General features: G+C 62.9%; 29 protein-coding genes. 11 read left to right on the forward strand and 18 right to left on the reverse strand.

Annotation, left to right across the window (positions count from 1 at the left end; all coding sequences use genetic code 11):
• From VA602_RS11690 to VA602_RS11705, 4 genes are all read left to right on the forward strand, one after another.
• A partial coding sequence (locus VA602_RS11690; protein WP_323453275.1) for an L-serine ammonia-lyase, iron-sulfur-dependent, subunit alpha occupies positions 1–484 on the forward strand: 484 nt, incomplete at its 5' end.
• Between the two features lie 26 nt (positions 485–510).
• Positions 511–1,632 (forward strand): glycine cleavage system aminomethyltransferase GcvT, encoded by a 1,122-nt coding sequence (gene gcvT, locus VA602_RS11695; protein WP_153772657.1) that lies wholly within the window; start codon positions 511–513, stop codon positions 1,630–1,632.
• Positions 1,633–1,976: 344 nt separating this feature from the next.
• Positions 1,977–2,189 (forward strand): cold-shock protein, encoded by a 213-nt coding sequence (locus VA602_RS11700; RefSeq protein ID WP_046854299.1) that lies wholly within the window; start codon positions 1,977–1,979, stop codon positions 2,187–2,189.
• Positions 2,190–2,281: 92 nt separating this feature from the next.
• Positions 2,282–2,770: an RDD family protein gene (locus VA602_RS11705; protein WP_054895507.1), complete on the forward strand. Its 489-nt coding sequence runs from the start codon at positions 2,282–2,284 to the stop codon at positions 2,768–2,770.
• Between the two features lie 79 nt (positions 2,771–2,849).
• On the opposite strand, the gene lptG is transcribed toward VA602_RS11705, so the two are convergent.
• The gene (lptG, locus tag VA602_RS11710; protein WP_323453276.1) at positions 2,850–3,911 is read right to left on the reverse strand and encodes an LPS export ABC transporter permease LptG; all 1,062 of its coding nucleotides are present in this window, start codon (positions 3,909–3,911) and stop codon (positions 2,850–2,852) included.
• The gene (gene lptF, locus VA602_RS11715) at positions 3,904–5,019 is read right to left on the reverse strand and encodes an LPS export ABC transporter permease LptF (RefSeq protein WP_153772659.1); all 1,116 of its coding nucleotides are present in this window, start codon (positions 5,017–5,019) and stop codon (positions 3,904–3,906) included. Before lptF ends, lptG begins: the two co-directional genes overlap by 8 nt.
• A gap of 354 nt (positions 5,020–5,373) precedes the next feature.
• Between lptF and VA602_RS11720 the strand changes: the two genes are divergently transcribed.
• From VA602_RS11720 to rlmF, 5 genes are all read left to right on the forward strand, one after another.
• Positions 5,374–6,867, forward strand: coding sequence for a leucyl aminopeptidase (locus VA602_RS11720; RefSeq protein ID WP_063543199.1), 1,494 nt, complete (start codon positions 5,374–5,376; stop codon positions 6,865–6,867).
• Positions 6,868–6,913: 46 nt separating this feature from the next.
• The gene (locus VA602_RS11725) at positions 6,914–7,342 is read left to right on the forward strand and encodes a DNA polymerase III subunit chi (RefSeq protein ID WP_054895503.1); all 429 of its coding nucleotides are present in this window, start codon (positions 6,914–6,916) and stop codon (positions 7,340–7,342) included.
• 5 nt (positions 7,343–7,347) lie between these two features.
• Positions 7,348–7,716, forward strand: coding sequence for a DNA polymerase III subunit chi (locus VA602_RS11730; RefSeq protein ID WP_323453277.1), 369 nt, complete (start codon positions 7,348–7,350; stop codon positions 7,714–7,716).
• A 208-nt stretch (positions 7,717–7,924) separates the two neighbouring features.
• Complete coding sequence (locus VA602_RS11735; protein ID WP_323453278.1) at positions 7,925–10,771, forward strand: valine--tRNA ligase; 2,847 nt, start codon at positions 7,925–7,927, stop codon at positions 10,769–10,771.
• A 170-nt stretch (positions 10,772–10,941) separates the two neighbouring features.
• Positions 10,942–11,898 carry a 23S rRNA (adenine(1618)-N(6))-methyltransferase RlmF gene (gene rlmF / locus VA602_RS11740; protein WP_323453279.1) on the forward strand — a complete coding sequence of 319 codons (957 nt, stop codon included), beginning with the start codon at positions 10,942–10,944 and terminating at the stop codon, positions 11,896–11,898.
• 50 nt (positions 11,899–11,948) lie between these two features.
• Here rlmF and VA602_RS11745 read toward each other — a convergent pair whose 3' ends face one another.
• A complete protein-coding gene (locus tag VA602_RS11745) occupies positions 11,949–12,230 on the reverse strand; it encodes an HU family DNA-binding protein (RefSeq protein ID WP_054894359.1) in 282 nt (93 codons plus the stop codon).
• Between the two features lie 23 nt (positions 12,231–12,253).
• A complete protein-coding gene (locus tag VA602_RS11750; protein WP_323453280.1) occupies positions 12,254–12,535 on the reverse strand; it encodes a hypothetical protein in 282 nt (93 codons plus the stop codon).
• A gap of 85 nt (positions 12,536–12,620) precedes the next feature.
• Here VA602_RS11750 and yejK point away from each other — a divergent pair, with 85 nt between their 5' ends.
• Positions 12,621–13,628, forward strand: a complete 1,008-nt coding sequence (yejK, locus tag VA602_RS11755) for a nucleoid-associated protein YejK (RefSeq protein ID WP_063543191.1) — start codon at positions 12,621–12,623, stop codon at positions 13,626–13,628.
• On the opposite strand, the gene VA602_RS11760 is transcribed toward yejK, so the two are convergent.
• Positions 13,609–13,947, reverse strand: a complete 339-nt coding sequence (locus tag VA602_RS11760) for a GIY-YIG nuclease family protein (protein WP_323453286.1) — start codon at positions 13,945–13,947, stop codon at positions 13,609–13,611. The genes yejK and VA602_RS11760 overlap by 20 nt on opposite strands.
• Positions 13,948–14,076: 129 nt before the next feature.
• On the opposite strand from VA602_RS11760, the gene VA602_RS11765 reads away from it, so the two are divergent.
• Positions 14,077–14,853 carry a hypothetical protein gene (locus VA602_RS11765; protein ID WP_323453281.1) on the forward strand — a complete coding sequence of 259 codons (777 nt, stop codon included), beginning with the start codon at positions 14,077–14,079 and terminating at the stop codon, positions 14,851–14,853.
• A gap of 8 nt (positions 14,854–14,861) precedes the next feature.
• On the opposite strand, the gene VA602_RS11770 is transcribed toward VA602_RS11765, so the two are convergent.
• The 13 genes from VA602_RS11770 to VA602_RS11830 all read right to left on the reverse strand — a co-directional run bounded on the left by VA602_RS11770 (position 14,862) and on the right by VA602_RS11830 (position 25,436).
• A complete protein-coding gene (locus VA602_RS11770) occupies positions 14,862–15,329 on the reverse strand; it encodes a nuclear transport factor 2 family protein (protein WP_151925724.1) in 468 nt (155 codons plus the stop codon).
• 102 nt (positions 15,330–15,431) lie between these two features.
• The gene (locus VA602_RS11775; RefSeq protein WP_323453282.1) at positions 15,432–16,712 is read right to left on the reverse strand and encodes a CynX/NimT family MFS transporter; all 1,281 of its coding nucleotides are present in this window, start codon (positions 16,710–16,712) and stop codon (positions 15,432–15,434) included.
• 13 nt (positions 16,713–16,725) lie between these two features.
• Positions 16,726–17,373 carry a FadR/GntR family transcriptional regulator gene (locus VA602_RS11780; protein ID WP_054894365.1) on the reverse strand — a complete coding sequence of 216 codons (648 nt, stop codon included), beginning with the start codon at positions 17,371–17,373 and terminating at the stop codon, positions 16,726–16,728.
• A 120-nt stretch (positions 17,374–17,493) separates the two neighbouring features.
• The gene (hisC, locus tag VA602_RS11785; protein WP_323453283.1) at positions 17,494–18,543 is read right to left on the reverse strand and encodes a histidinol-phosphate transaminase; all 1,050 of its coding nucleotides are present in this window, start codon (positions 18,541–18,543) and stop codon (positions 17,494–17,496) included.
• 2 nt (positions 18,544–18,545) lie between these two features.
• Positions 18,546–19,868, reverse strand: a complete 1,323-nt coding sequence (gene hisD, locus VA602_RS11790) for a histidinol dehydrogenase (RefSeq protein WP_054894367.1) — start codon at positions 19,866–19,868, stop codon at positions 18,546–18,548.
• A gap of 127 nt (positions 19,869–19,995) precedes the next feature.
• A complete protein-coding gene (gene hisG / locus VA602_RS11795; RefSeq protein WP_323453284.1) occupies positions 19,996–20,631 on the reverse strand; it encodes an ATP phosphoribosyltransferase in 636 nt (211 codons plus the stop codon).
• A gap of 103 nt (positions 20,632–20,734) precedes the next feature.
• Positions 20,735–22,000 carry a UDP-N-acetylglucosamine 1-carboxyvinyltransferase gene (murA, locus tag VA602_RS11800; protein WP_065863244.1) on the reverse strand — a complete coding sequence of 422 codons (1,266 nt, stop codon included), beginning with the start codon at positions 21,998–22,000 and terminating at the stop codon, positions 20,735–20,737.
• Between the two features lie 24 nt (positions 22,001–22,024).
• On the reverse strand, positions 22,025–22,264 hold the full coding sequence (locus VA602_RS11805; protein ID WP_054894370.1) for a BolA family protein: 240 nt from the start codon (positions 22,262–22,264) through the stop codon (positions 22,025–22,027).
• 118 nt (positions 22,265–22,382) lie between these two features.
• A complete protein-coding gene (locus VA602_RS11810; protein WP_054894371.1) occupies positions 22,383–22,685 on the reverse strand; it encodes an STAS domain-containing protein in 303 nt (100 codons plus the stop codon).
• Positions 22,682–23,335 carry an MlaC/ttg2D family ABC transporter substrate-binding protein gene (locus VA602_RS11815; RefSeq protein WP_063543175.1) on the reverse strand — a complete coding sequence of 218 codons (654 nt, stop codon included), beginning with the start codon at positions 23,333–23,335 and terminating at the stop codon, positions 22,682–22,684. The genes VA602_RS11810 and VA602_RS11815 overlap by 4 nt, the downstream gene beginning before the upstream one ends.
• 9 nt (positions 23,336–23,344) lie before the next feature.
• On the reverse strand, positions 23,345–23,830 hold the full coding sequence (gene mlaD, locus VA602_RS11820) for an outer membrane lipid asymmetry maintenance protein MlaD (RefSeq protein WP_054894373.1): 486 nt from the start codon (positions 23,828–23,830) through the stop codon (positions 23,345–23,347).
• Positions 23,830–24,627 carry a lipid asymmetry maintenance ABC transporter permease subunit MlaE gene (gene mlaE, locus VA602_RS11825; protein WP_063543173.1) on the reverse strand — a complete coding sequence of 266 codons (798 nt, stop codon included), beginning with the start codon at positions 24,625–24,627 and terminating at the stop codon, positions 23,830–23,832. Before mlaE ends, mlaD begins: the two co-directional genes overlap by 1 nt.
• Positions 24,627–25,436, reverse strand: a complete 810-nt coding sequence (locus tag VA602_RS11830) for an ATP-binding cassette domain-containing protein (RefSeq protein ID WP_323453285.1) — start codon at positions 25,434–25,436, stop codon at positions 24,627–24,629. Before VA602_RS11830 ends, mlaE begins: the two co-directional genes overlap by 1 nt.
• Positions 25,437–25,459 lie beyond the last annotated feature (23 nt).

Genomic DNA, 25,459 nt, shown 5'->3' on the forward strand with positions numbered 1-25,459 from the left:
GGCGGTGCTGCACTACTACATGCGTTTCGTTCCCGGCGCCAGCGAAGACGGCGTGGTGCGTTTTCTGCTCACCGCGGCCGCCATCGGCATCCTCTACAAGGAGAACGCCTCGATTTCCGGCGCCGAGGTCGGCTGCCAGGGCGAAGTGGGGGTGGCCTGCTCGATGGCGGCGGGCGCCCTCTGCGAAGTCATGGGCGGTACCCCGCAACAGGTGGAGAACGCCGCCGAGATCGGCATGGAACACAACCTGGGCCTGACCTGTGACCCGATCGGTGGGCTGGTCCAGGTGCCCTGCATCGAGCGCAACGCCATGGGCTCGGTCAAGGCGATCAATGCGGTGCGCATGGCCCTGCGCGGCGACGGGCAGCACTTCGTCTCGCTCGACAAGGTCATCCGCACCATGCGCCAGACCGGCGCCGACATGAAAAGCAAGTACAAGGAGACCGCCCGCGGCGGTCTGGCCGTCAACATCATCGAATGTTGACCCGAACAAAAACCAAGGAGTTACCGATGTCCGATACGTTGCTCAAGACCCCGCTGCACGCCCTTCACCTGGAGCTGGGCGCGCGCATGGTGCCGTTCGCAGGCTTCGACATGCCCGTGCAGTATCCGCTGGGTGTGCTCAAGGAACACCTGCACACCCGCGAGCAGGCCGGCCTGTTCGATGTGTCGCACATGGGCCAGATCGTGCTGCGTGGCAGCGACGCGGCCAAGGCTTTGGAAAGCCTGGTGCCAGTAGACATCATCGACCTGCCGGTGGGCATGCAGCGCTACGCCATGTTCACCAATGAGCAAGGAGGCATCCTCGACGACCTGATGGTGGCCAACCTGGGTGACGACACACTGTTCCTGGTGGTCAATGCCGCCTGCAAGGATCAGGACCTGGCTCACCTGCAAAAGCACATCGGCCAGCACTGCGAGATCCAGCCTTTGTTCGAGGAGCGCGCCCTGCTCGCCTTGCAGGGCCCGGCTGCGGTCAAGGTGTTGGAACGCCTGGCGCCGGAAGTGGCCGGCATGACCTTCATGCAGTTCCGCCCGTTGCAGTTGCAGGGTGAGGACTGCTTCGTCAGCCGCTCGGGCTACACCGGCGAGGACGGTTACGAAATCTCGGTACCGGCCACTGCTGCCGAAGCTCTGGCGCGACGCCTGCTGGCCGAGCCTGAGGTGCAGCCAATCGGCCTGGGTGCCCGCGACTCGCTGCGCCTGGAAGCCGGCCTGTGCCTGTACGGCCACGACATGGACACCGAGACTACGCCGATCGAGGCCAGCCTGTTGTGGGCGATCTCCAAGGTTCGTCGCGCCGACGGAGCACGGGCCGGTGGTTTCCCGGGCGCCACCCGCGTATTTGCCCAACAGCAGCAGGGCGTGAGCCGCAAACGCGTGGGCCTGCTGCCACAGGAACGCACGCCGGTTCGCGAGGGCGCCGAAATTGTCGATGCGCACGGCACGCCGGTCGGCAAGGTGTGCAGCGGTGGTTTCGGCCCGACCCTCGGCGCACCCGTGGCAATGGGGTATGTCGATAACGAACATGCCGCGCTGGAAACGCCGTTGTTTGCGGTCGTGCGCGGCAAACAAGTTGCCCTGAAAGTCAGCAAAATGCCTTTCGTGGCGCAACGTTACTACCGAGGTTGAAAGCAATCTCACAACAGCGCGCTTATTCGATTACGAACCTGCGCAATAACTTTTGAACATGGCGCCAGGCCAGGCGCCATGCCGTTTCCGACAATTTTGTCGGTAATCGGCAAAAGCCTTGATCCCTGCGCCGTGCGGGGCTTGTTTTTGTCGCTGGAGTTGGCGTAGAGTCTTCTCACTGTGTTTGCATGGGTCGCAACAGTTCGTGACCTGGGCCAGTAGCCGCAATTTGCTACAACCCGTTCGACGTCTCTTACTTTCCTGCAACCCAGCCCAGTACTCTTTCGCCGTGTGATGCGAAAGAAACTGAAATCACTATCTAAAGATTCATAGGAAATAAGAAAATGGCTGAGCGTCAGAACGGTACCGTCAAGTGGTTCAATGACGAGAAAGGTTACGGCTTCATCACCCCAGAGAGCGGTCCGGATCTGTTCGTTCACTTCCGCGCCATCCAAGGCAACGGCTTCAAGAGCCTGAAAGAAGGCCAGAAAGTCACCTTCGTTGCAGTGCAGGGCCAGAAAGGCATGCAGGCTGACGAAGTACAAGCAGAAGGCTGATTTCTGTGAAAAAGCCCCTGCGTTGACGCGCAGGGGCTTTTTTGTGCCTGCAATTTCATAGAATGAGGACTTTCCACCCGGAGCCCTCCTGCATGTCCAAGCGTTCTCTCACCCCCCAGGGCGATTTCCCGCCCGCAGGCCTGGGGCGCCGTCTGGCGGCAATGTTCTATGACTTCCTCCTGTGCACCGCCCTGCTGATCGTCACGGCAGGTGTCTACAAGTTGGTGCAGATGTCGATCATCGGCGAGGCCCGCATGCGTGAGCTGACCGACGCCGGCGCGCTCGATGGCGATCCGCTGTTGTCCACCGTCCTGTTGTTTGCCCTGTTCGGCTTCTTTGCCAAGTTCTGGACCCACGGCGGCCAGACCCTGGGCATGCAGGTGTGGGGCGTGCGTGTACAGAATGCCGACGGCAGCGCGATCAGTTTGTGGCAGGCGCTGTTGCGCTTCGTGGTGTCTATTGCTTCGTGGTTGTGCCTGGGGCTGGGGTTCATCTGGTCGTTGATCGACAAGCGCAAGCGCAGCTGGCATGACATCTACTCGGAAACCCAGTTGGTGCGGATTCCGAAGCAGAAGAAATGACCCTGGGCTGCGATAAAGCCAACTTCGAGCCACAAAAAAGCCGACCCTGGGGTCGGCTTTCTCATTCACGCCTGGCTCATCATCCTGCCCGACGCAACAACCACACACCGGCCAGCGCACAGATCCCGGCCGGAATCACCACCGCCAACAGCGGCGGGAAACCGAACACCTGGCTCGACGGCCCCAGCAGGTCCTGGGCGATGCGGAACACGAAGCCCGCCAGCACGCCGGTAAACACGCGCTGACCCAGGGTCACCGAGCGCAGCGGGCCGAAGATGAAGGAAATCGCCATCAGGACCAGTGCAGCGGTCACTGCGGGTTGCAGGATCTTGGTCCAGAACGCCAGCCAGTAACGGGCGTTGTTCAAACCCTGGTCGGCCAGGTAGTGGATGTATTCCCACAACCCGGTGATCGACAACGACTCGGGTGGCAGCACCACGGTATTGAGCAATTCCGGCGTCACCGACACGTCCCAGATTTCTTCCGGTGCCTGCACCACTTCGGTGTGGTCGCCACGGAAGAACGTGGTGCTGACGTCGTGCAGCACCCAGCGCTGATCCTGGTACAGCGCGCGGCGGGCGAAGCTGGAAGCGACGATCTTGCGTTGTTCGTCGAAACGGTAGCGGGTCACACCGAGCAGCAAGCCGTTGGGCTGTACCGAGTTGATGTGCACGAACTCTTCGCCCTGGCGGTGCCACATGCCGCGCTTGGAGCTTTGCGCCTCACCACCGCCCTGCGCCAGCGAGCGCTCGGCCTGGGCCTTGTTCTCGGTGACCGGTGCGACGTATTCGCCAATCAGCAGACCGACCAGCATCAGCACCAGCATCGGCTTCATCACTGCCCAGACGATACGACCGATGGACACGCCCGCAGCACGCATGATGGTCAGCTCGCTGCTGCTGGCCAGGCTGCCCAGGCCGATCAGGCAGCCGATCAGCGCAGCCATCGGCAGCATGTCATACAGCCGACGCGGCGCGGTGAGCAGCACGTAGCTGCCGGCGTCGAGCAGGGTATAGGTATCGCTCAAATCGCCCATCTCGTCGATGAAGGCGAACAGCGAGGCCAGGCCGAGGATGATCCCCAGCACGGCCAGGATGGCCAGCAGTACGCTCTGGCCGATATAGCGGTCGATCTTAACCATGGGCCACCCCCGCACGGCGCGCGGCCATCTTCAGGCGCAGCGGCTCCCAGTACATCAGCGCCAGGCCGATGAGCAGGAACAACGCGTGCACCCACCAGATGCCCAGGGAGATCGGCAACTTGCCCTTCTCGAGGGCGCCGCGAACGGAAATCAGCATCGTCAGGTAGGCCATGTACAGGAGGATCGCCGGCAGCAACTTGAGGAAGCGGCCCTGGCGCGGGTTGACCTTGGCCAGCGGCACGGCCAGCAGGGTCACGATGAATACCAGCAGCGGCAGCGACAGGCGCCATTGCAGTTCGGCGCGCTCACGCAGGCCGTCATGCCCGAACAGGTCGGTGGTCGGGATGGCTTCACGCTCGGTGACTTCCTCGCTCACCTCAGGCTTGGGCAGCAGTACACCGTAGGTGTCGTACTTGATCGCCCGATAGTCGGCCTGGCCGGGGTTGCCGTCGTAACGGTAACCGTTTTCCAGGATCAGGTAGCGGTTGCCATCAGGCTGCACCTCCTGATGGCCTTTTTCCGCCACCAGCACCGACGGTGCGCGGTCCTTGGTCTTGTCCTGGTTGAAGCGCTTCTCGGAAATGAACACCCCGCCCAGATTGACGCGGTCGTCGGACATCTGCTCGGTGTAGGTGACGCGCGTGCCGTCACGCAGGGTCTGGAAACGACCCGGCACGAGCGTATCGAACTCGGTCAGGGCATCCTGCTGGGCGATGATCTTCTGCACCTGGGCCACACCTTGGGGGGCCAGGCTCAAGCTCAGCCAGGCAACCACCAGCGCAACCAGCGCAGCCGGCGCCAGCGTCAGCGTCAGCAGACGCTGCTGACTCATGCCGGTGGCCGAGAGCACGGTCATCTCGCTTTCGAGATACAGCCGCCCGTAGGCCAGCAGGATACCGAGGAACAGGCCCAGCGGCAGGATCAGTTGCAGGAAGCCCGGCAGGCGGAAGCCCATGATCAGGAACAACACGCCCGGGTCGAGCGCACCCTGGGCCGCCTGGGCCAGGTATTTGATGAAGCGCCCGCTCATGATGATCACCAACAGCACTGCGCTGACGGCGCTCAAGGTCACCAGGACCTCGCGGGACAGATAACGAAAGACGATCAAACCAGACACTCCTGGGTTGTCAGGGGCGGATTGCCAGACAATGACTGAGTAAAGCCAAGACCTATGCCGGTTCGCCTCAAGCGAACCTCCATCTAAAAGTGCGCGCATTATCCTGTGATTGGGCGCGCCTGTCACTTGGCGGCGCATGACAGCGGACGTCATGACCGTAAAAGTGCGACAAAGCCCCGCCATTGAAGCAGGCGCTGCCCTGCAAAAGCATAGACCGGGGTTGTCAGCAAGGCGGCGGCAGGCTCAAACTGGCCGCTTTTCAACTGGCACGCAAGCACGCGGCCAGGCCTGTCGCACTCACGCTGCGGCAGTGGCCAACAACAGAGATCATTCGGGGAACCTGACATGGAACTGGTTGTAAAGACCGTAGCCGCAGCATCCGTGAAAACCGCCACCCTGGTCGTGCCGGTCGGTGAAGGCCGCAAGCTTGGCACCGTGGCCAAGGCCGTTGATCAGGCGACCGATGGCGCCATCAGCGCCATCCTCAAGCGCGGCGACCTGGCCGGCAAGCCGGGCCAGACCCTGCTGCTGCAGAGCCTGCCGGGCCTCAAGGCCGAGCGCGTACTGCTGGTTGGCAGCGGCAAGGATGAAGCCCTGGGCGATCGTGCCTGGCGCAAACTGATCGCCAGCGTTGCCGGGGTGCTGCGCAACCTGGCAGGCGGTGACGCCGTGCTGGCGCTGGACGACATCGCCGTGGCCAACCGCGACGGTCATTACGGCAAATATCGCCTGCTGGCCGAAACCCTGCTCGACGGCAGCTACGTGTTCGACCGTTTCAAGAGCCAGAAGGCCGAACCGCGTGCCCTGAAGAAAGTCACCCTGCTCGCCGACAAGGCCGGCCAGGCTGACGTCGAGCGTGCGGTCAAGCATGCCACCGCCATCACCACCGGCATGAGCCTGACCCGCGACCTGGGCAACCTGCCGCCGAACATCTGCCACCCAAGCTTCCTCGCCGAGCAGGCCAAGGAACTGGGCAAGGCGCACAAGGGCCTCAAGGTCGAAGTACTCGACGAGAAAAAGATCAAGGACCTGGGCATGGGCGCGTTCTACGCCGTAGGTCAGGGCAGCGACCAGCCGCCACGCCTGATCGTCATGCAATACCAAGGTGCCAAGAAGACCGACAAGCCGTTCGTGCTGGTCGGCAAGGGCATCACCTTCGATACCGGCGGCATCAGCCTCAAACCCGGTGCCGGCATGGATGAAATGAAGTACGACATGGGCGGCGCTGCCAGCGTGTTCGGCACCCTGCGTGCGGTGCTCGAGCTGCAGTTGCCGATCAACCTGGTGTGCCTGCTGGCCTGCGCCGAGAACATGCCCAGCGGCGGCGCAACCCGCCCGGGCGACATCGTCACCACCATGAGCGGGCAGACCGTCGAGATCCTCAACACCGACGCCGAAGGCCGCCTGGTGCTGTGCGACACGCTGACCTATGCCGAGCGCTTCAAACCGCAGGCGGTGATCGACATCGCCACCCTCACCGGCGCCTGCATCGTCGCCCTGGGCAGCCACACCTCGGGCCTGATGGGCAACAGCGACGACTTGGTCGGCCAGTTGCTCGACGCTGGCAAGCGTGCCGACGACCGCGCCTGGCAACTGCCGCTGTTCGACGAGTACCAGGAACAACTGGACAGCCCGTTCGCCGACATCGCCAACATCGGCGGCCCTAAAGCCGGCACCATCACCGCGGGCTGCTTCCTGTCGCGCTTCACCAAGAACTACAGCTGGGCCCACCTGGACATCGCCGGTACCGCATGGGTCAGCGGTGGCAAGGACAAGGGTGCCACCGGCCGTCCTGTTCCGCTGCTGACCCAGTACCTGCTGGATCGCGCGGGCGTCTGACACACCAGTGCCGGCGCCCGAGTGGCGCCGGCCGGGCTGAACGAACATGAGCAAAGTCGATTTCTACATCCTGCCCACCGACTCGCTGTCGGCGCGGCTGGATTTCGCCTGCAAGCTGTGCGAAAAGGCCTGGCGCCTCGGCCACCGGGTCTACCTGCATTGCCAGGACGACGAACAGCGAAACGCACTGGATGAACGCCTGTGGCATTTCAAGGGCGAGGCTTTCGTGCCCCATGACCTGGCCGAGCAACACGCCGATGCCAGGGTCGCATTGGGCCTGGGCGACACTGCTGGCGAGCACCGCGACCTGCTGATCAACCTGGGCGGTGATGTGCCAGGGTTCGTCGGCCAGTTCGAGCGGGTCGCCGAGATCGTTGTCGAAGAGGCCTCCATTCGCCAGTTGGCCCGCGAGCGATTCCGTTTCTACCGCGAACAGGGCTATGCTCTGCAAGACCACCGCTTACAGCGACTTTGACGACGATGGACAAACCCTCCTCACTGACACAATCCGCCCACCTGCTCGACGATCTCGAGTCGATCCGCCAGTTGCTTGGCGACGCCGACCTGCAGCCGCCGCTGCTGACCGAAACGGTCGAGCAGATTCCCCTGCTGCTCGATGAGCCGGCCAGCAACGCGACAACCGCCGTCGAACCTGCCCAGGCCAGCGCGCCGGAAGAAGATGCCCAGACTCGCCGCCAGGACACCCTGCTGCACCTGAACACCGAACTGCGCGCTGCGGCTCAATCGATCATGCAGGATGTGATCAACGACTTCGTTCCGCACATCGAGACCGAGGTCAAGCGTCGCCTCGAAGCGCGGATGGAGCGGTTGATCAAGCGTTCCGAGTAACACTCGCCTTTTGCGGCGTCCTTTTCGCGGGCAAGCCCGCTCCCACAGGCACATCACAGCCTCGAGAACTGTGGTGTGCCTGTGGGAGCGGGCTTGCCCGCGAAAAGCACACCATCGTCGTGCAATATAACGATCCCATGTCCCCTGCGCCCTGCCCGTTGTATACTCTTCGGCTTTTCCGTATTTATGCCTAAGGGTCCCGCCGCGCATGGATAAGACCTACCAGCCGCACGCCATCGAAACTTCCTGGTACAACACTTGGGAGTCCGAGAACTATTTCGCCCCGCAAGGTGCAGGCGAGTCCTACACCATCATGATCCCACCGCCGAACGTGACCGGCAGTCTGCACATGGGTCATGGATTCAACAACGCGATCATGGACGCCCTGATCCGCTTCCGCCGCATGCAGGGGCGCGACACCCTGTGGCAGCCGGGCACCGACCACGCCGGCATCGCCACGCAGATGCTGGTGGAGCGCCAGCTCGAGGCGAAAGGCCAGAACCGCCACGACCTGGGCCGCGAAAAGTTCCTGGAGAAGGTCTGGGAGTGGAAGGATCAGTCCGGTGGCAACATCAGCCGCCAGATCCGTCGCCTGGGTTCGTCGGTCGACTGGAGCCGCGAACGCTTCACCATGGATGACGGCCTGTCCGAAGCCGTCAAGGAAGCCTTCGTGCGCCTGCATGAGGATGGTCTGATCTACCGCGGCAAGCGTCTGGTCAACTGGGACACCAAGCTGCACACCGCGATTTCCGACCTCGAAGTGGAGAACCACGACGAGAAAGGCCACCTGTGGAACCTGCGCTACCCGCTGGCCGATGGCGCCACCACGGCCGAAGGCAAGGACCACCTGGTCGTCGCCACCACCCGCCCGGAAACCCTGCTCGGTGACGTCGCCGTTGCCGTCAACCCGACCGACGAGCGCTACCAGGCGCTGATCGGCAAGTTCGTCGAACTGCCGCTGGTCGGACGCCGCATCCCGATCATCGCCGACGACTACTGCGATCCCGAGTTCGGTACCGGCTGCGTGAAAATCACCCCGGCCCACGACTTCAACGACTATGAAGTCGGCAAGCGCCACAACCTGCCGCTGCTGAACATCTTCGACAAGAACGCCACCGTGCTCGCCGCGGTCCAGGCGTTCAACCTCGATGGCAGCGTCAACGAAAACCTCGACACCTCGCTGCCTGCGCAGTACGCCGGCCTCGACCGCTTCGTGGCGCGCAAGCAAATGGTTGCCGACCTGGATGCGCAGGGGCTGCTGGTCAGCGTCGATGACCACGCCCTGAAAGTGCCGAAAGGCGACCGCTCGGGTACAGTCATCGAGCCGTGGCTGACCGACCAGTGGTACGTCTCCACCAAGCCGCTGGCCGAGCCAGCCATCGCCGCCGTGGAAGACGGTCGCATCCAGTTCGTGCCGAAACAGTACGAGAACATGTACTTCTCCTGGATGCGCGACATCCAGGACTGGTGCATCAGCCGCCAACTGTGGTGGGGCCACCGCATCCCGGCGTGGTACGACGAGGCCGGCCAGGTCTATGTCGGCCGCAACGAGGAAGAAGTGCGGACCAAGCACGGCCTGGGCAGCGATGTGGTCCTGCGCCAGGACGACGACGTGCTCGACACCTGGTTCAGCTCGGGCCTGTGGACCTTCTCCACGCTCGGCTGGCCCGAACAGACCGAGTTCCTGAAGAAATTCCACTCCACCGACGTACTGGTCACGGGCTTCGACATCATCTTCTTCTGGGTCGCCCGGATGATCATGCTGACCATGCACCTGATCAAGAACGAGGATGGCACCCCGCAGGTCCCGTTCAAGACCGTGTACGTGCATGGCCTGGTGCGCGATGGCCAAGGCCAGAAGATGTCCAAGTCCAAGGGCAACGTGCTCGACCCGCTGGACATCGTCGACGGCATCACGCTCGAAGCGCTACTGGAAAAACGTACCAGCGGCCTGATGCAGCCCAAGCTCGCCGAGAAGATCGCCAAGCAGACCAAGGCCGAATTCCCCGAGGGTATCGCCAGCTACGGCACCGATGCCCTGCGCTTCACCTTCTGCTCGCTGGCCTCCACCGGCCGTGACATCAAGTTCGACATGGGCCGCGTCGAAGGCTACCGCAACTTCTGCAACAAGATCTGGAACGCTGCTCGCTACGTGCTGGACAAAGGCGAGGACTGCGGCCAGAACGGCGAGGCCTACGAGCTGTCGCTGGCCGATCGCTGGATCATCTCGCAACTGCAACGCACCGAAGCGGAAGTGACCCGCCAGCTTGAGCAGTTCCGCTTCGACCTGGCCAGCCAGGCGCTGTACGAGTTCGTCTGGAACCAGTACTGCGACTGGTACCTGGAGCTGTCCAAGCCGGTACTGTGGGATGAGAATGCGCCCATCGAGCGCGCCCGCGGTACTCGCCGTACCCTGGTCCGCGTGCTGGAAGTGGTACTGCGCCTGGCGCATCCGTTCATGCCGTTCATCACCGAAGAAATCTGGCAGCGCATCGCGCCGCTGGCGGGCGTCCAGGGCAAGACCATCATGCTGCAGCCTTGGCCGGTGGCCAATGAGAGCCGCATCGATGCCGGCGCCGAAGGCGACATCGAATGGCTCAAGGAGCTGATGGTCGGCCTGCGCAACATCCGCGCCGAGATGAACATCGGCCCGGGCAAGCCCCTGCCGCTGTTCCTGAAGAACGCCAATGCCGACGACCAGCGTCGCCTGCAGGAAAACGAAGCGCTGCTCAAGAAGCTGGCCAAGGTCGAGACCTTCACCGTACTCGGCGAGCAGGACGAAGCGCCGCTGTCGGCCACCGCACTGGTGGGCGATCTGCAGGTACTGGTACCGATGGCCGGCCTGATCGACAAGGACGCCGAGCTTGCACGCCTGAACAAGGAAATCCAGCGCCTGCAGGGTGAGGTCCAGCGTGTCGGCGGCAAGCTGTCCAACGCCGCCTTCGTCGACAAGGCACCGCCTGCGGTGATCGAGAAGGAACGCGCCAAGCTGGCCGAGTCCGAACAGGCCATGGCCAACTTCACCGAGCAGCATGCGCGGATTGCAGCGCTGTAACCTGACATTGCTGAACTGACCGGCGAGGGCTTCGCCCTCGTTCGCGGCCAAGGCCGCTCCCACAGGAATGGGCTGTCTTCAAAGAGCCCCACTATCCTGTGGGAGCGGCCTTGGCCGCGAATGGGCCGCCGTGCGGCCTCTGGCCAGTGCAAGCGACACCGGACACGAGCATGACCCAGAACAAACCCACCCTGCATCCGCGCAATCGCCACCAGGGCCGCTACGACTTCCCCAGCCTGATCAAGGCCCATCCTGACCTGGCCCGGTTCACCATCACCAACCCCCACGGCAAACCCAGCATCGACTTCGCCAACCCCGAGGCCGTGCGCGTGTTCAACCGTGCCTTGCTAAAGGCCCAGTACGGCATCCAGCACTGGGACATCCCCGCGGACTACCTGTGCCCGCCGATCCCAGGACGCGCCGACTACATCCACGTGCTGGCCGACCTGCTGGCCGAAGACAACGGCGGGCAGGTCCCACGCGGCGCCCAGGTACGCGCGCTGGACGTCGGCGTCGGCGCCAACTGCATCTACCCGCTGCTCGGCCATAGCGACTACCGCTGGCGCTTTCTCGGCTCGGATATCGACGCCACGGCGCTGGCCTCGGCCAAGGCGATCGTCCAGGCCAATGGCCTGAAAAAGGCCATCACCCTGCGTCAGCAGGCCAACCGCAAGCACATCCTCAGCGGCCTGCTGCAGGACGACGAACGCTTCGACCTGACCCTGTGCAACCCACCCTTCCACGGCTCGCGCGAGGAGGCCACCCGTGGCAGCCAGCGCAAATGGAAGAATCTGGGCAAGCAGGATCCCACTCGCAAACTGCCAGTGCTGAACTTCGGCGGGCAGAACAATGAGTTGTGGTGCGAGGGCGGCGAGATCCGCTTTGTCACCCAACTGGTGAACGAAAGCGTGCAGTACGGCGAGCGGGTGCTGTGGTTCACCAGCCTGGTGTCCAAGGTCAGCAACCTGCCGGGTATCGAAGCGGCGCTCAAGAAAGCGGGCGTGAAAGCCCAGCGCGTCGTCGAGATGGGCCAGGGCCAGAAACAGAGCCGCATGGTGGCCTGGAGCTTCCAGGACGACGCCATGCGCAGCGCCTGGCATGCCGCGCGAGGCAAGGCGCAGGCGTGAAAAAACCGCGCCCGGACAAGCCGGGCGCGGTTTCAATGAAGCATCGACAATTACTTGTTGATGGCGTCGTTCAGGACCTTGGCTGGTACGAATTTGACGACTTTCTTGGCAGCGATTTCGATGGCAGCGCCAGTCGAAGGGTTACGGCCAGTGCGGGCAGGACGCTCGGAGACTTTCAGCTTGCCGATGCCTGGCAGGGTGATTTCAGCGCCGTTTTCCAGTTGGTCAGCGACGATCTGGCCCAGTTGCTCCAGAGCGTTGCGCGCGGTGGTTTTCGGCGCGTCGATGGCTTCGGCGATGTCGGCAATCAGTTGGTCTTTGGTCAATGCCATGGTGGTGTTCCTTCCCTATCAAATCAGAGGTATGCAGCGTGCTTCATCGTTATCGGGCCTGCACGGAAGGTCCGGCGAGCCTCGCCAATCGCGTATGTAGATACGAAAATCAGCGTTTGGTTCGACACGACGGAAGCGAGCTGCCAGCAATGCGCCACCCCAAGGGGCGCAAGACGGCGCAAAGCTAACACAGGAACCAGTAAATATCCGCTGTCGGCCGTGATTTTATTGAGGTTTTTCGGGGGTTTGCCCGAAAAGCGCAGGTTTTTGAACAAAAAACGAACAACTGGCATTTCCGCCAACATCTGGCCACTGCATCACCCCTGCCCTGCGGTAAACTGAGCCACTTTGCAGCGCGGTATCGCACCGCCCATCCTTTCAGAGAATTCCATGCCAATCCGTCATTGCATCGTTCACCTGATCGACAAGAAGCCCGACGGCAGCCCCGCCGTGCTCCATGCGCGAGACACCGAACTGGCGGCGTCGGACGCCATCGAGAACCTCCTGGCCGACCTCAACGACAGCTATAACGCCAAACAGGGCAAGGCCTGGGGCTTCTTCCACGGAGAGTCCGGCGCCTATCCGCTCAGTGGCTGGCTCAAGCAGTATCAGGAAGAGGAAAAGGACTTCACCACCTTCAGTCGCATCGCAGTCGAGCACCTGCAGAAGCTGATGGAAGAGTCGAACCTGTCCACAGGCGGTCATGTGCTGTTCGCCCATTATCAGCAAGGCATGACCGAGTACCTGGTCATCGCCCTGCTGCACCACAGCGAAGGTGTGGCGGTGAACGCCGAACTCGACGTCACCCCGTCGCGCCACCTGGACTTGGGGCAACTGCACCTGGCCGCGCGAATCAACCTGTCCGAGTGGAAGAACAATCAGCACTCGAAGCAGTACATTTCCTTCATCAAGGGTAAGAACGGCAAGAAGGTGTCGGACTACTTCCGCGATTTCATCGGCTGTCAGGAAGGTGTCGATGGCCCTGGTGAAACCCGAACCCTGCTCAAGGCGTTCAGCGACTTCGTCGAAAGCGAGGATCTGCCCGAGGAAGCGGCGCGCGAGAAGACCCAGACCCTGGTTGACTATGCCACCAGCCAGACCAAGCAGGGCGAGCCGATCACCCTGGAGGAACTGTCGAGCCTGATCGACGAAGACCGCCCCAAGGCGTTCTTCGACCACATCCGCAACAAGGACTACGGCCTGTCGCCGGAAATTCCTGCGGACAAACGCACCCTGAACCAGTTCCGCCGTTTCACTGGACGTGCCGAGGGTCTGTCGATCAGCTTCGAGGCCCACCTGCTGGGCTCGAAGATCGAGTATGACGAAGAAGCCGGAACCCTGGTGATCAAGGGCCTTCCGACACAACTGATCGATCAGCTCAAGCGCCGCAAGGACTGAGTTCGACCGCCGCCCCACCCTGCGCGAAGGAGGCGACCAGCGCCTCCTTCGCCGATTTGCGCAGCTTTTTCACCAGCCGCTCCTGACGCAGGGCTTCGCCTTTGTCCGGCCATTGCTCGACATAGACCAACGCCTGCGCCGGGCTGGTCTTGAAATAACGCGCGCCCTGCCCTTTCTGATGCTTCTGGAAGCGTCGCTGCGGATCGTCACTGATGCCGCAATACAGCGAGCCATTGGCCGCCCGCACGAGGTACACGTACCAGGGCTTGGCCTCCCGTTCGGGAATATCTTCACTCGCCACAGGGATCCTGAGTGTCATTAGTTTGGAGAGCCCATCCATATCCAGGGCTCTACCATGTTGAAAAAATGTTCCCGGCTACTAGCCACAGCTGCGCTGCTAACGCCATTCCTGGCCCAGGCGTCGCTCGGCGAGCGAACCGCTGCGCAGATGCAGGAAAACTATGATGCTGCACCGGTTGACTGTGGGGGTTCGGCCATTCCGGCCCACGGTTGTTCGGGCGTACTGATCCGCGCGACCAAACCATCCCCCAAGTATCACACCTGGCATCATAGCCCGAACAACAAGGAAAAAGGCGGCGTCTCGTTCTCCTACCTGCGCACCGACCTGCCGATCACAAGCCTGGCTGCCGACGCCCGCAGCGGCTTTACCCTGTACCCGCGCATGCAGCGCCCGGCAGGGTCGATCAGCTATCAGGTGCTGTGCGCCTGGCCAACCGATGGCGATACCTGGACGCGCGAACAACAAGGCTGTGGCAACAACAGCCAAACCACCTCGACCGAGCGCCTGTGCCATGAGCAAGGCATCACGACCGCGCAGGCCTGGATCGACGAGTTCCGCCGCTCCGGGGACTACAAGCGCCAATGCGCATTCGATGTCCGTGACGTCCGCAAGAGCGAGCGGGCCGACGCCTTCTACCAGAGCCTGACGGCACAGCGAATGTTCGCCTCCGAACTACCATTCCCTTGGAATGAAGTCATCGTTCAAGCCTGGGAAGAGCACCAATCCCACAGACTGCCGATCCAGTCGTTCTTCCACATCGAAGGCATGTGGGGGGCGCTCGAGCAAGCACAGGCGGACCAGAAGGACTGGTACGAGACCTACGGCGCCTACATCCCGATCATCCGCATCCGCATGCCGCAGCAGGCCCATGACAAGGCCACGTTCAGCTATCACAGTAACGAACAGGCGGTTCCCACGTCCTGAAAAAGCGATCAGCGCGCCTGGAATGCCCGCAGGCCCTTGGTGGCCTGCTGGCGGACCTTGTTTCTTACCAGAGGGCTCCACCCCAGTATCAGACCAGGCGTACCAAGGGCTTGGCGCGACCAACGCCACAGGTCGAAACTGTCGTCATGCTGACAGATCAAGCCGTCACGGAACACGAAACGAGCCTGGATATCATTGACCACGGTACGGCCGGTCTGGCTGAACAGGTAGGTGGCGACCCAATGGGCACTGCCACCCCGCGCATCCGCGCGCACGCTGTCGAAGGTCAGGGAGAAGTCCTTGGCGCGGGTGGTCAGCATCCGCCACATGTCACCCACGTCCTGGCCGCGCAAGGTACCGAAGGCCGGATCGCTGAAAACGATGTCATCGCTGTAGCAGGCCACCATGGCCTCGGCGTCCAGGCGCTGGAAGGCCTGATAAAAACGGGTGATCAGGGCGCTGTTGGCGTCGCTCATGGGGCAGGTCCGTCCAGGGAATCGAGAGCTGCACGATAATCCGCGCCACGCCTTCGCGCCATGGTCATTTGCGCCATGAATGCATCCAGCGTCGCACCGGTTTCACACCCGCTCGCTGACGACCTGCACATGCAGCGCCCGCCCGGCCCCCAGACCGAAGACGATCGCACCCAGCCCCAGCACCGCGAAAATCCAACCGACCGCAGCCCAGCCACCGGTGAGGTCATGCACCAACCCGACAGCGAACGGGCCCATCGAAGCCAGCGTGTAACCGACGCCCTGGGCCATGCTCGAAAGGTTCGCCGCCACGTGCGAATCCTTCGACCGCAGCACGATCAGGGTCAAGGCCAGGGCGAAAGTCCCGCCTTGCCCCAGACCCAGCAGCACCGCCCAGCCCCACAGCCCCGAGATTGGCGCATACAGGCATCCGAACAAGCCGCCGAGGGTGACCAGCATCACCACCACGATCGCCAGCCGCTGATCCTTGCCGCGGGTCGCCAGCCAGGGCGCACTGAGCGAGCTGATCAGCTGCACCAGCACCGACCCCGAAAGCACCAGACCGGCTTGCGTGGGGCTCAGGCCACGACCGATGAGAATCGACGGCAGCCAGCCGAACACGATGTAGGCCAGCGAGGACTGCAGCCCCATGTACAACGTTACCTGCCAGGCCAACCGATCGCGCCACAGCCCACGCACCCGATAGGCCACCTGGTGCGCGCCATGCCCTTGGCGCGCCTGGGGCGCCCACACCAGCATCGCCAGCAGCGCGGGCAACAGCCAGAAGCCCAGCCCCATGGCCCAACTGTCGCCGAAGTACTGACTCAAGGGCACGGTGCTGCCCGCGGCCATCGCTGCGCCAAGGCACAGGGCCATGGTGTAGACGCCCGTCAGGGTGCCGGCATGAGCGGGGAAATCACGCTTGACGATGCCCGGTAGCAGCACGCCGATGATGCCGATGCTGGCACCGGCGATCAGGCTGCCGACGAATACCCCGGTCGCACCGAGTGCACTGCGCAGCAGGATCCCCAGCGCCAGGGTCAGGAGGATGCCCAGAATCACCCGCTCGCTGCCGAAACGACGTGCCAGGATCGGCGCCAGTGGCGCGAACAGGCCCAGGCACAGGACTGGCAAGGTCGTCAGTAAACCTGCCGCGGAAGCATTGAGCCCCAGCCCCTCGGACACCTGGCCCAGCACTGGCGCCATGCTCGACAGCGCCGGGCGCAGGTTCAGCGCGACCAGCACCAAACCCAGCAACAGCAACCAAGGTCGGCGCAACACCACCGGTTGCTGCTGGACTTGTTCGTCGTCAGCCTCGGCATCGATCAGCAGCTCATCGAGTTCAGGGTCGTGCTTGGAGCGGTTGGGCGTCAGTTGTTCAGGCATGGGGCACTCGGGCTCAAGATTCGATGAGGGCCCGGCTCAGGCGCTTGGCCGCGTCCGGGTCGCGTTGTTCGATGGCGTCGAGGATCTGCACATGCAGGTCGAACACGCGTTGACTGCGGGGAAGCGCACTCATGTTGTGCTGCACCGCTGCAGCGACGACGCTGGAAAAGTAGCGGTACAACTCGCTCAGTGCGGGGTTGTGCGCAGCGTCCACCAGGCGCTGATGGAACACCAGGTCACAGGCCACATAGGTGTCCAGATCGCCGTGGAAGTGCCCACAGCTGCGCTCCAGGGCCTCGCGCAAGTCGCGCAGATCATCGTCGGTGCGCCGCAGGGCGGCGAGGCCGATGGCCTCGGCTTCGAGGATGCAACGGGTCTCGCGGGCCTGCTCGACCGTGCAGCGCGAGATGGCCTGCACGGCCTGCAAAGGGTCTTGGGCGGTGCGCAGATAGCTGCCGTCGCCCTGGCGCACTTCTACCAGACCACTGAAGGCCAGCACACGCATGGCCTCACGCACGGTATTGCGGCTGATGCCCAGTTCCAGGGCCAGTTCCGGCTCGGTGGGCAGGCGCTGCCCCACAGCCCAGGCGCCCTGGGCAATGCGCTCGCGCAATTGGTCCACGGCTTGCTCCACCAGGGAGCGCTTGATCAACAGGGACATACTAACGTCCAGTCATCGGATGAATTTACAAGTGGCAACAATAGCGCTGAAAAGCATCGCGGGGCAAGTCGGAGCGGCGATGCAGCGATCCGACTTGCCCCGCGAGAGGAACGACGCGAACTACCCGTTCAACGCATCGATCAACGCCAGGTTCATCTCCGGCGTTCCAACGGTGATCCTCAGGAACTGCGCGATCCGTGCCTGCTTGAAGTGCCGCACGATCACCCCCTGCTCACGCAGGCGCGCCGCCAGTTCAGCCGCATCCTGTTGCGGGTGCCGGGCGAAGATGAAGTTGGCCGCCGATGGCAGCACCTCGAAGCCCCGCGCCGTCAACTGCTCGACCAGCGCCTCGCGGCTGTCGATGACCTTGCGGCAGGTCTCGTCGAAGTAAGCGCGATCTTCGAACGCTGCCGCCGCACCGACGATCGCCATGCGATCGAGCGGATAGGAGTTGAAGCTGTTCTTGATCCGCTCCAGTGCCTCGATCAGGTCCGGATGCCCCACGGCCAGCCCCACCCGCAGACCCGCCAGCGAGCGAGACTTGGACAGGGTCTGGGTCACCAGCAAATTGTCATAGCGGTCCACCAGTGCGATGGCGGTTTCGCCGCCAAAGTCGATGTAGGCTTCGTCCACGACCACCACCGAGTCGCGATTGGCCTGGAGCAAGCGCTCGATGGCCTCGAGCGGCAGCAGGCAGCCAGTCGGAGCGTTAGGGTTGGGGAAGATGATCCCGGCATTGGGCTTGTTGTAGTCCTCGATGCGGATCTGGAACTGCTCGTCCAGCGCCACCTGCTCGAAGTCGATACCGTACAAGCCGCAGTACACCGGATAGAAGCTGTAGCTGATATCCGGGAACAGCAGCGGCGCGCCATGCTGGAACAGGCCGTGGAAGATGTGCGCCAGCACTTCGTCCGAACCGTTGCCGACGAAGACCTGCTGCGGGTTGACCTTGTAGTAATCAGCCACAGCCTGCTTGAGCCGGTCGCTATTCGGATCCGGGTACAGGCGCAGGTTGTCGCTCAACTCGCCACGCATGGCCTCCAACGCCTTGGGCGAAGGCCCATAGGGGTTTTCGTTGGTATTGAGCTTGACCAGGCGAGCCAGCTTGGGCTGCTCACCCGGCACGTAAGGCACCAGGTCCTTGACGAAGGGGCTCCAGAATCGACTCATGTTCAGTTCCCCTTCTCGTTGAGGATGCGGTATTCGGCGCTACGGGCGTGGGCGGTCAGCGACTCGCCACGGGCCAGTACGGATGCAGTGTGACCGAGCTCGGATGCGCCCTGCTCGGAGCAGAAGATGATCGACGAACGCTTCTGGAAGTCATACACCCCCAGCGGTGAAGAGAACCGTGCGGTGCCGGATGTGGGCAACACGTGGTTAGGGCCTGCACAGTAGTCACCCAGGGCCTCGCTGGTGTGGCGGCCCATGAAGATCGCGCCGGCATGGCGGATCTGCGGCAACCAGGCCTGCGGGTCGGCGACCGACAATTCGAGGTGTTCCGGGGCGATGCGGTTGGCAACCTCGATGGCCTGCTGCATGTCACGTACCTGGATCAGGGCGCCTCGACCGTTGATCGACTTCTCGATAATCTCGGCGCGCTCCATGGTGGGCAGCAGCTTGTCGATGCTGGCCGCCACGCGGTCGAGGAAGGCCGCATCAGGGCTGACCAGGATCGCCTGCGCATCTTCGTCGTGCTCGGCCTGGGAGAACAGGTCCATGGCGATCCAGTCCGGGTCGGTCTGGCCATCGCATACCACGAGGATTTCCGAGGGTCCGGCGATCATGTCGATGCCGACCTGGCCGAACACATGGCGTTTGGCGGTGGCTACGTAGATATTGCCGGGACCGACGATCTTGTCGACCTGCGGCACGCTCTCGGTGCCGTAGGCCAACGCCGCGACTGCCTGCGCGCCACCGACGGTGAACACGCGATCGACGCCGGCGATACAGGCCGCAGCCAGCACCAGCTCGTTGATCTCTCCACGCGGGGTCGGCACCACCATGACCACCTCACCGACACCGGCCACCTTGGCGGGGATGGCATTCATCAGTACCGATGACGGGTACGACGCCTTGCCGCCAGGCACGTACAGCCCTGCGCGATCGAGCGGGGTGACTTTCTGGCCGAGCACGGTGCCATCAGCCTCGGTGTACTGCCAGGAATCCTGCTTCTGTCGTTCGTGGTAGCTGCGCACGCGGTTGGCGGCAGTTTCCAGCGCCTCGCGCTGGGCTGCGGAGATCCGAGTCAGGGCCAGTTCCAGGCGCTCGCGACCCAGGATCAGGTCATCGATGGACTTGGCATCAACGCCATCGAAACGCTGGGTGAACTCCACCAGCGCCGCATCGCCACGCTCGCGCACGGCCTTGATGATGTCGAGCACCCGCTGGTTGACCGCGTCATCGGACACGCTTTCCCAGCTCAGCAGATGATCCAGATGTCGCGCGAAATCCGGATCAGCAGCGTTGAGACGGGCAATTGCAGTGGACACGGTCATGACGAGGGCCTCGTTTTATTGGCGAATGCTCAGGCGCCCTAGGCTACCAGTCCATCCGCGCGGGCACCCGAGAAAAGTGGCTATGACGCGGATAGACGGGCGCGACAGCGAAGGTCGCGCGCAGAAGTCAGCCGCGGTGTCGCGATTCGACAGCCTTGCGCAGGGTGTCGATGAGATTCTGGATACGGGCGTGCTGCATCTTCATGGAGGCCTTGTTCACCACCAGGCGCGAACTGATCGTGGCGATCAGCTCCTGTGGCTCGAGGCCATTGGCGCGCAGGGTGTTGCCGGTATCCACCACGTCGATGATCTTGTCGGCGAGGTTGATCAGCGGGGCCAGCTCCATGGAGCCATAGAGTTTGATGATGTCGACCTGGCGGCCTTGTTCGGCGTAATAGCGCTTGGCTACGTTGACGAACTTGGTGGCCACACGCAGACGCCCCTTGGACTCGGGTGCACCAACGACGCCAGCGGTCATCAACTTGCACTTGGCGATCTGCAGGTCGAGCGGCTCGTACAGACCTTGGCCGCCGTATTCCATCAACACGTCCTTGCCGGCCACACCCAGGTCGGCGGCACCATGCTCGACGTAGGTCGGCACGTCGGTGGCACGCACGATGAGCAGGCGCACGTCGTCCTGCGTGGTGGGGATGATCAGCTTGCGGCTCTTGTCCGGGTTCTCGGTCGGCACGATACCGGCCTCGGCCAGCAGCGGCAGGGTATCGTCGAGAATACGGCCTTTGGAAAGCGCGATGGTCAACATTGCAACGTCGGTCCTTAAGCGGCTACAGCCGGCCAGGTCATCGACCTGGCCGTGTTCGATTCGGCTGGCACGTCCGTGTGCCGATCACAGGCAGAGAGCGCTACTAGCCCGGTACGCGACGGATCTTCGCGCCCAGCATCTGCAGTTTTTCCTCGATGCACTCGTAACCACGGTCGATGTGGTAGATGCGGTCGATCAGGGTATCACCTTCGGCGACCAGCGCAGACAGCACCAGGCTCGCCGAAGCGCGCAGGTCGGTAGCCATCACGGGCGCACCCTTGAGCGCCTTGACCCCGGTGACGATGGCGGTATTGCCCTCGACCTGGATCTGCGCGCCCATGCGGTGCATCTCGTACACGTGCATGAAGCGGTTTTCGAAGATCGTCTCGATCACGGCGCCCGTGCCTTCGGCAATGGCGTTGAGGGAGATGAACTGTGCCTGCATGTCGGTCGGGAATGCCGGATACGGCGCGGTACGCAGGTTGACGGCCTTGGGCCGCTTGCCGTGCATGTCCAGCTCGATCCAGTCTTCACCGGTCGTGATGTCGGCACCAGCTTCCTTGAGCTTCTCGAGGACGGCTTCGAGGATGGTCGGATCGGTGTCCTTGACCTTGACGCGGCCGCCGGTAACAGCAGCAGCGACGAGGTAGGTACCGGTCTCGATACGGTCGGGCATCACACGGTAGCTGGCCGAGTGCAGGCGCTCGACACCATCGATGGTGATGGTGTCGGTACCGGCGCCCTGGATCTTCGCACCCATGGCGATCAGGAAGTTGGCCAGGTCGACCACTTCAGGCTCGCGCGCGGCGTTCTGCAGCACGCTGCGGCCCTTGGCGAGCGCAGCAGCCATCATGATGTTCTCGGTACCGGTCACGCTGACCGTGTCGAAGAAAAAGTGCGCACCACGCAGGCCGCCTTCAGGGGCCTTGGCCTTGATGTAACCGCCTTCGACTTCGATCTTCGCGCCCATTGCTTCAAGGCCACGGATGTGCAGGTCGACCGGACGCGAACCGATGGCGCAGCCACCTGGCAAGGCGACTTCGGCCTCGCCGAAGCGGGCGACCATCGGGCCGAGTACCAGGATCGAGGCGCGCATGGTCTTGACCAGCTCGTAGGGCGCAACCAACGTCTTGATGGTGCGCGGATCGATCTCCACCGCCAGCTTCTCGTCGATCACAGGCTCGATGCCCATGCGCCCGAACAGCTCGATCATGGTGGTGATGTCGTGCAGGTGCGGCAGGTTGCCGACGGTGACCGGGCCATCGGCCAGGAGCGTGGCCGACAGAATCGGCAGGGCCGCGTTCTTCGCGCCGGAAATGCGGATCTCGCCGTCGAGGCGCGCGCCGCCAGTAATAATCAGTTTGTCCATTTCAATCTCGCCGCCAACGTTGGCTCAGGTGCGCTCAGCCCAGGCTGCGCTGCTGAAAAATTTCATCGTTACCGCATGGATGCTGCCGTTGGCGATCCACGGATTCAGGTGAGCATAGATCGCCTGCTGACGCTTGACCGGGCTCTGGCCGGCCAGCTCGTCGCTGATCACGTTCAACTGGAAGTTGCAGCCTTCGCCTTCAACTTCGACCCGGGTTCCCGGCAGTTTTTCTTCAAGGAAGCTCTTAACTTCTAAGGCCTGCATGCTCAACCTCAATCGGCGCCCAGTGCGCGCGGGTCGGCCATGATACAAAAAAGCCCCTCGCCTGCGAAGCCCATAGGAGGACGCGCTGACCGAGGGGCCTTCCCTTGATGACGGGCCATCAGCCCGCCAGCACTTCATCGAGGTCGTAGACCTCGGCGATTTCACGCATGTCTGCAGGCATGCCGCGTACTTCCCAGGCCTTGCCAGCAGCCTGGGCATCCCGCATGAACGCCAGCAACAATGACAACCCCACGCTGCTGGACTTGCTCACGGCCGAGCAGTCGAGCACCAGCCGCTGCTCGCGGCTGGCGGCGATCAAGGCCTTGCCCTGCTTGCGCAGGGCCGGCCCGCTGCGATAGTCCAGCACCCCGGCCAGGCGCAAGACACCTGGCTCGGTCATCGTCATGTCGGCTTCACTCATTTGACCGTCTTCTCTGGAGAGCTGTCGGCAGCTTCCTTGGCCTTGGCCACTTCGCCAGCCCAGCCGTCGATGGTCTTGTCGAGGTTGTTGCCATTACGGTTCATCGCGTCGGCGAACTGGTCGCGGAACAGCTTGCCGATATTGATGCCATTGACGATGACATTACGCACCTTCCACTCACCACCGATGTTTTCCAGGGTGTACTGGACCGGGTATACCGCGCCATTGTTGCCAGACACCTTCATGCCCACCGAAGCACGCTGGCCATCATCCGGCTTGGCTGGATCGACGGTGATGCCCTGGTTGTCGTATTCAAGCAGTGCGTTGCCGTAGAACTGGAACAGGCTGCGGCGGAAATTCTCCTGGAAGCGCTGCATCTGCTCGGGCGTGGCCTTGCGCGAGTACTTGACGGTCATGATGCTCCGGGAGATGCCGTCAGCGTCGACCACCGGGCCAAGGATGCGATTGAGCGCATCATAGAAAGCGGTCGGGTTGGACTTGTACTGCGCCTTGTTCGCCTTGAGGTCGGACAGCAGTTCAGTGGTGGTGCCCTGAACCACGTCGCGCGGAGACTGGCCCGGCGCCGCCAGGGCCATCAGGGGGAAGGCCGCCAGCAGGACCAGCAGGCCACGTCGCAGGATCGAAATCATGGAAACTCCTCAATTAGCTGGTTGGGCTTCTTTCGGTTCCTTGCCAACGGAGTTGAGCAGGAACTTGCCAATCAGATCTTCCAGCACCAGGGCCGACTGGGTGTCGTGGATGGTGCTGCCATCCTTGAGCACCTGCTCTTCACCGCCCACGCTGATGCCGATGTACTTCTCGCCGAGCAACCCGGCGGTCAGGATCGAAGCAGTGGAATCGGTCGGCAGATTGTCGACCGACTTGTCCAGTTGCAAGGTGACCCGACCGGTATAGGAATCGCGATCCAGATCGATGGCCGTGACCTTGCCGATGGTCACACCGGCCATGGTCACTTTAGCTCTGACAGTCAAACCGGCGATATTGTCGAAGTACGCATAAACTTTATAGGTGTCGCTGGTCGGACTGGCCGACAGGCCGCTGACACGCAGGGCCAGCAGCAGCAGCGCCAGGATCCCGGCCAGGAGGAACAGGCCGACACCGATTTCCAGGGTGCGGTTTTGCATCAGAAATCTCCAAACATCAAGGCGGTCAGAATAAAGTCCAGACCCAGGACTGCCAACGAGGCATAGACCACGGTCCTGGTGGTGGCACGGCTGATCCCCTCTGAAGTGGGTTCGCAGTCATACCCCTGGAATACGGCGATCCAGGTGACGACGAAGGCAAACACCAGGCTTTTGATCAGCCCGTTGATCACGTCATCGCTGAAAGAAACACTGTTCTGCATGTTGGCCCAGAACGAGCCCTCGTAGACCCCCAGCCAGTCCACGGCCACCCACGATCCACCCCAGATGCCGACCACGCTGAAGATCAGCGCCAGCAGCGGCAGCGAGATGAAGCCGGCCCAGAGGCGCGGGGCGACGATGTACTTGAGCGGGTCGACACCGATCATCTCCAGGCTGGAGAGCTGCTCGGTGGACTTCATGTTGCCGATCTCGGCCGTCAGCGCCGAACCCGCACGCCCGGCGAACAGCAGCGCCGTGACGACCGGTCCCAGCTCGCGCAGCAGCGTCAAGGCGACCATCTGGCCGACGGCCTGCTCGGAGCCGTACTTGGTGAGGATGCTATAGCCCTGCAGGGCCAGCACCATGCCGATGAACATGCCGGATACCACGATGATCGCCAGCGACAGCACACCCACCGAATAGAGCTGCTTGGTCAACAGCTGGAAGCCGCCACCGATGCCGCCGCGTCCGGCCAGGGCATGGAAGAGGAACAGGCACGAGCGCCCGAGCACGGCCAGCACGTCGATGGCGGCGCGCCCGAACAGGCGAATGCGTTCGAGTATGGATTTTCTGCGCATCAACGCGTCCCCAGCAGATCGGCGCGGTAGTCTGGCGCAGGAAAGTGGAATGGCACCGGACCGTCCGGATCGCCCTTCATGAACTGGCGGATACGCGGGTTGTCCGACCCCATCAGTTCGTCCGGCGTGCCCTGCCCCAGTACCTGGCCATCACCGACCACATAGATGTAGTCGGCAATGCTCGCGGTCTCGGCCAGGTCGTGCGAGACGACGATACTGGTGATGCCCAGGGCGTCGTTGAGCAGGCGGATCAGGCGCACCAGAACGCCCATGGCGATAGGGTCCTGGCCGACGAAAGGCTCGTCGTACATGAGAATCTGCGGATCCAGCGCAATCGCCCGGGCCAGCGCCACACGGCGCTTCATGCCGCCTGACAGCTCGTCCGGCATCAGATCGATGGCACCGCGCAGGCCCACGGCCTGCAGTTTCATCAGGACGATGTCGCGAATCATCTCGTCGGACAACTGGGTGTGCACGCGCAGCGGGAAGGCCACGTTCTCGAAGACATCCAGGTCGGTAAACAGCGCACCGCTCTGAAACAGCACCCCCATCTGCTTGCGGGCATCGAACAGGTCGCTGCGCGACAGGGCCGGCAGGTTCTGCCCGCCTACCCAGACTTCGCCACTGGTGGGGCGCAACTGCGCGCCCATCAGGCGCAGCAGGGTTGTCTTGCCGCACCCGGAAGGCCCCATGATGCCGGTGACCTTGCCGCGGGGGATACGGATGTCGACATTGCTGAAAATGCTGCGCGAACCGCGTTTGAAGGTGACCCCCTTCAACTCGACCGCGTAGGCGCTATCCGAACTCATCTAGACTCCTTGCAATGCAGCCT

It is taken from the genome of Pseudomonas machongensis (genome assembly GCF_034961125.1).
Taxonomy (GTDB): Bacteria; Pseudomonadota; Gammaproteobacteria; order Pseudomonadales; family Pseudomonadaceae; genus Aquipseudomonas; species Aquipseudomonas machongensis.

What these genes read in the sequence shown, in the direction of transcription:
- rlmF (WP_323453279.1), top strand. Translation starts at nt 10,942, where the DNA reads ATGACCCAGAACAAACCCACCCTGCATCCGCGCAATCGCCACCAGGGC.
- VA602_RS11720 (WP_063543199.1), top strand. Translation starts at nt 5,374, where the DNA reads ATGGAACTGGTTGTAAAGACCGTAGCCGCAGCATCCGTGAAAACCGCC.
- VA602_RS11760 (WP_323453286.1), bottom strand. Translation starts at nt 13,947, where the DNA reads ATGACACTCAGGATCCCTGTGGCGAGTGAAGATATTCCCGAACGGGAG.
- yejK (WP_063543191.1), top strand. Translation starts at nt 12,621, where the DNA reads ATGCCAATCCGTCATTGCATCGTTCACCTGATCGACAAGAAGCCCGAC.
- murA (WP_065863244.1), bottom strand. Translation starts at nt 22,000, where the DNA reads ATGGACAAACTGATTATTACTGGCGGCGCGCGCCTCGACGGCGAGATC.
- hisC (WP_323453283.1), bottom strand. Translation starts at nt 18,543, where the DNA reads ATGAGTCGATTCTGGAGCCCCTTCGTCAAGGACCTGGTGCCTTACGTG.
- hisD (WP_054894367.1), bottom strand. Translation starts at nt 19,868, where the DNA reads ATGACCGTGTCCACTGCAATTGCCCGTCTCAACGCTGCTGATCCGGAT.
- VA602_RS11765 (WP_323453281.1), top strand. Translation starts at nt 14,077, where the DNA reads ATGCAGGAAAACTATGATGCTGCACCGGTTGACTGTGGGGGTTCGGCC.
- VA602_RS11810 (WP_054894371.1), bottom strand. Translation starts at nt 22,685, where the DNA reads ATGAGTGAAGCCGACATGACGATGACCGAGCCAGGTGTCTTGCGCCTG.
- VA602_RS11815 (WP_063543175.1), bottom strand. Translation starts at nt 23,335, where the DNA reads ATGATTTCGATCCTGCGACGTGGCCTGCTGGTCCTGCTGGCGGCCTTC.
- VA602_RS11700 (WP_046854299.1), top strand. Translation starts at nt 1,977, where the DNA reads ATGGCTGAGCGTCAGAACGGTACCGTCAAGTGGTTCAATGACGAGAAA.
- VA602_RS11705 (WP_054895507.1), top strand. Translation starts at nt 2,282, where the DNA reads ATGTCCAAGCGTTCTCTCACCCCCCAGGGCGATTTCCCGCCCGCAGGC.
- lptG (WP_323453276.1), bottom strand. Translation starts at nt 3,911, where the DNA reads ATGGTTAAGATCGACCGCTATATCGGCCAGAGCGTACTGCTGGCCATC.
- mlaE (WP_063543173.1), bottom strand. Translation starts at nt 24,627, where the DNA reads ATGCGCAGAAAATCCATACTCGAACGCATTCGCCTGTTCGGGCGCGCC.
- VA602_RS11805 (WP_054894370.1), bottom strand. Translation starts at nt 22,264, where the DNA reads ATGCAGGCCTTAGAAGTTAAGAGCTTCCTTGAAGAAAAACTGCCGGGA.
- mlaD (WP_054894373.1), bottom strand. Translation starts at nt 23,830, where the DNA reads ATGCAAAACCGCACCCTGGAAATCGGTGTCGGCCTGTTCCTCCTGGCC.
- VA602_RS11770 (WP_151925724.1), bottom strand. Translation starts at nt 15,329, where the DNA reads ATGAGCGACGCCAACAGCGCCCTGATCACCCGTTTTTATCAGGCCTTC.
- VA602_RS11780 (WP_054894365.1), bottom strand. Translation starts at nt 17,373, where the DNA reads ATGTCCCTGTTGATCAAGCGCTCCCTGGTGGAGCAAGCCGTGGACCAA.
- VA602_RS11830 (WP_323453285.1), bottom strand. Translation starts at nt 25,436, where the DNA reads ATGAGTTCGGATAGCGCCTACGCGGTCGAGTTGAAGGGGGTCACCTTC.
- VA602_RS11775 (WP_323453282.1), bottom strand. Translation starts at nt 16,712, where the DNA reads ATGCCTGAACAACTGACGCCCAACCGCTCCAAGCACGACCCTGAACTC.
- VA602_RS11745 (WP_054894359.1), bottom strand. Translation starts at nt 12,230, where the DNA reads ATGGCATTGACCAAAGACCAACTGATTGCCGACATCGCCGAAGCCATC.
- VA602_RS11725 (WP_054895503.1), top strand. Translation starts at nt 6,914, where the DNA reads ATGAGCAAAGTCGATTTCTACATCCTGCCCACCGACTCGCTGTCGGCG.
- VA602_RS11730 (WP_323453277.1), top strand. Translation starts at nt 7,348, where the DNA reads ATGGACAAACCCTCCTCACTGACACAATCCGCCCACCTGCTCGACGAT.
- VA602_RS11735 (WP_323453278.1), top strand. Translation starts at nt 7,925, where the DNA reads ATGGATAAGACCTACCAGCCGCACGCCATCGAAACTTCCTGGTACAAC.
- gcvT (WP_153772657.1), top strand. Translation starts at nt 511, where the DNA reads ATGTCCGATACGTTGCTCAAGACCCCGCTGCACGCCCTTCACCTGGAG.
- VA602_RS11750 (WP_323453280.1), bottom strand. Translation starts at nt 12,535, where the DNA reads ATGTTGGCGGAAATGCCAGTTGTTCGTTTTTTGTTCAAAAACCTGCGC.
- hisG (WP_323453284.1), bottom strand. Translation starts at nt 20,631, where the DNA reads ATGTTGACCATCGCGCTTTCCAAAGGCCGTATTCTCGACGATACCCTG.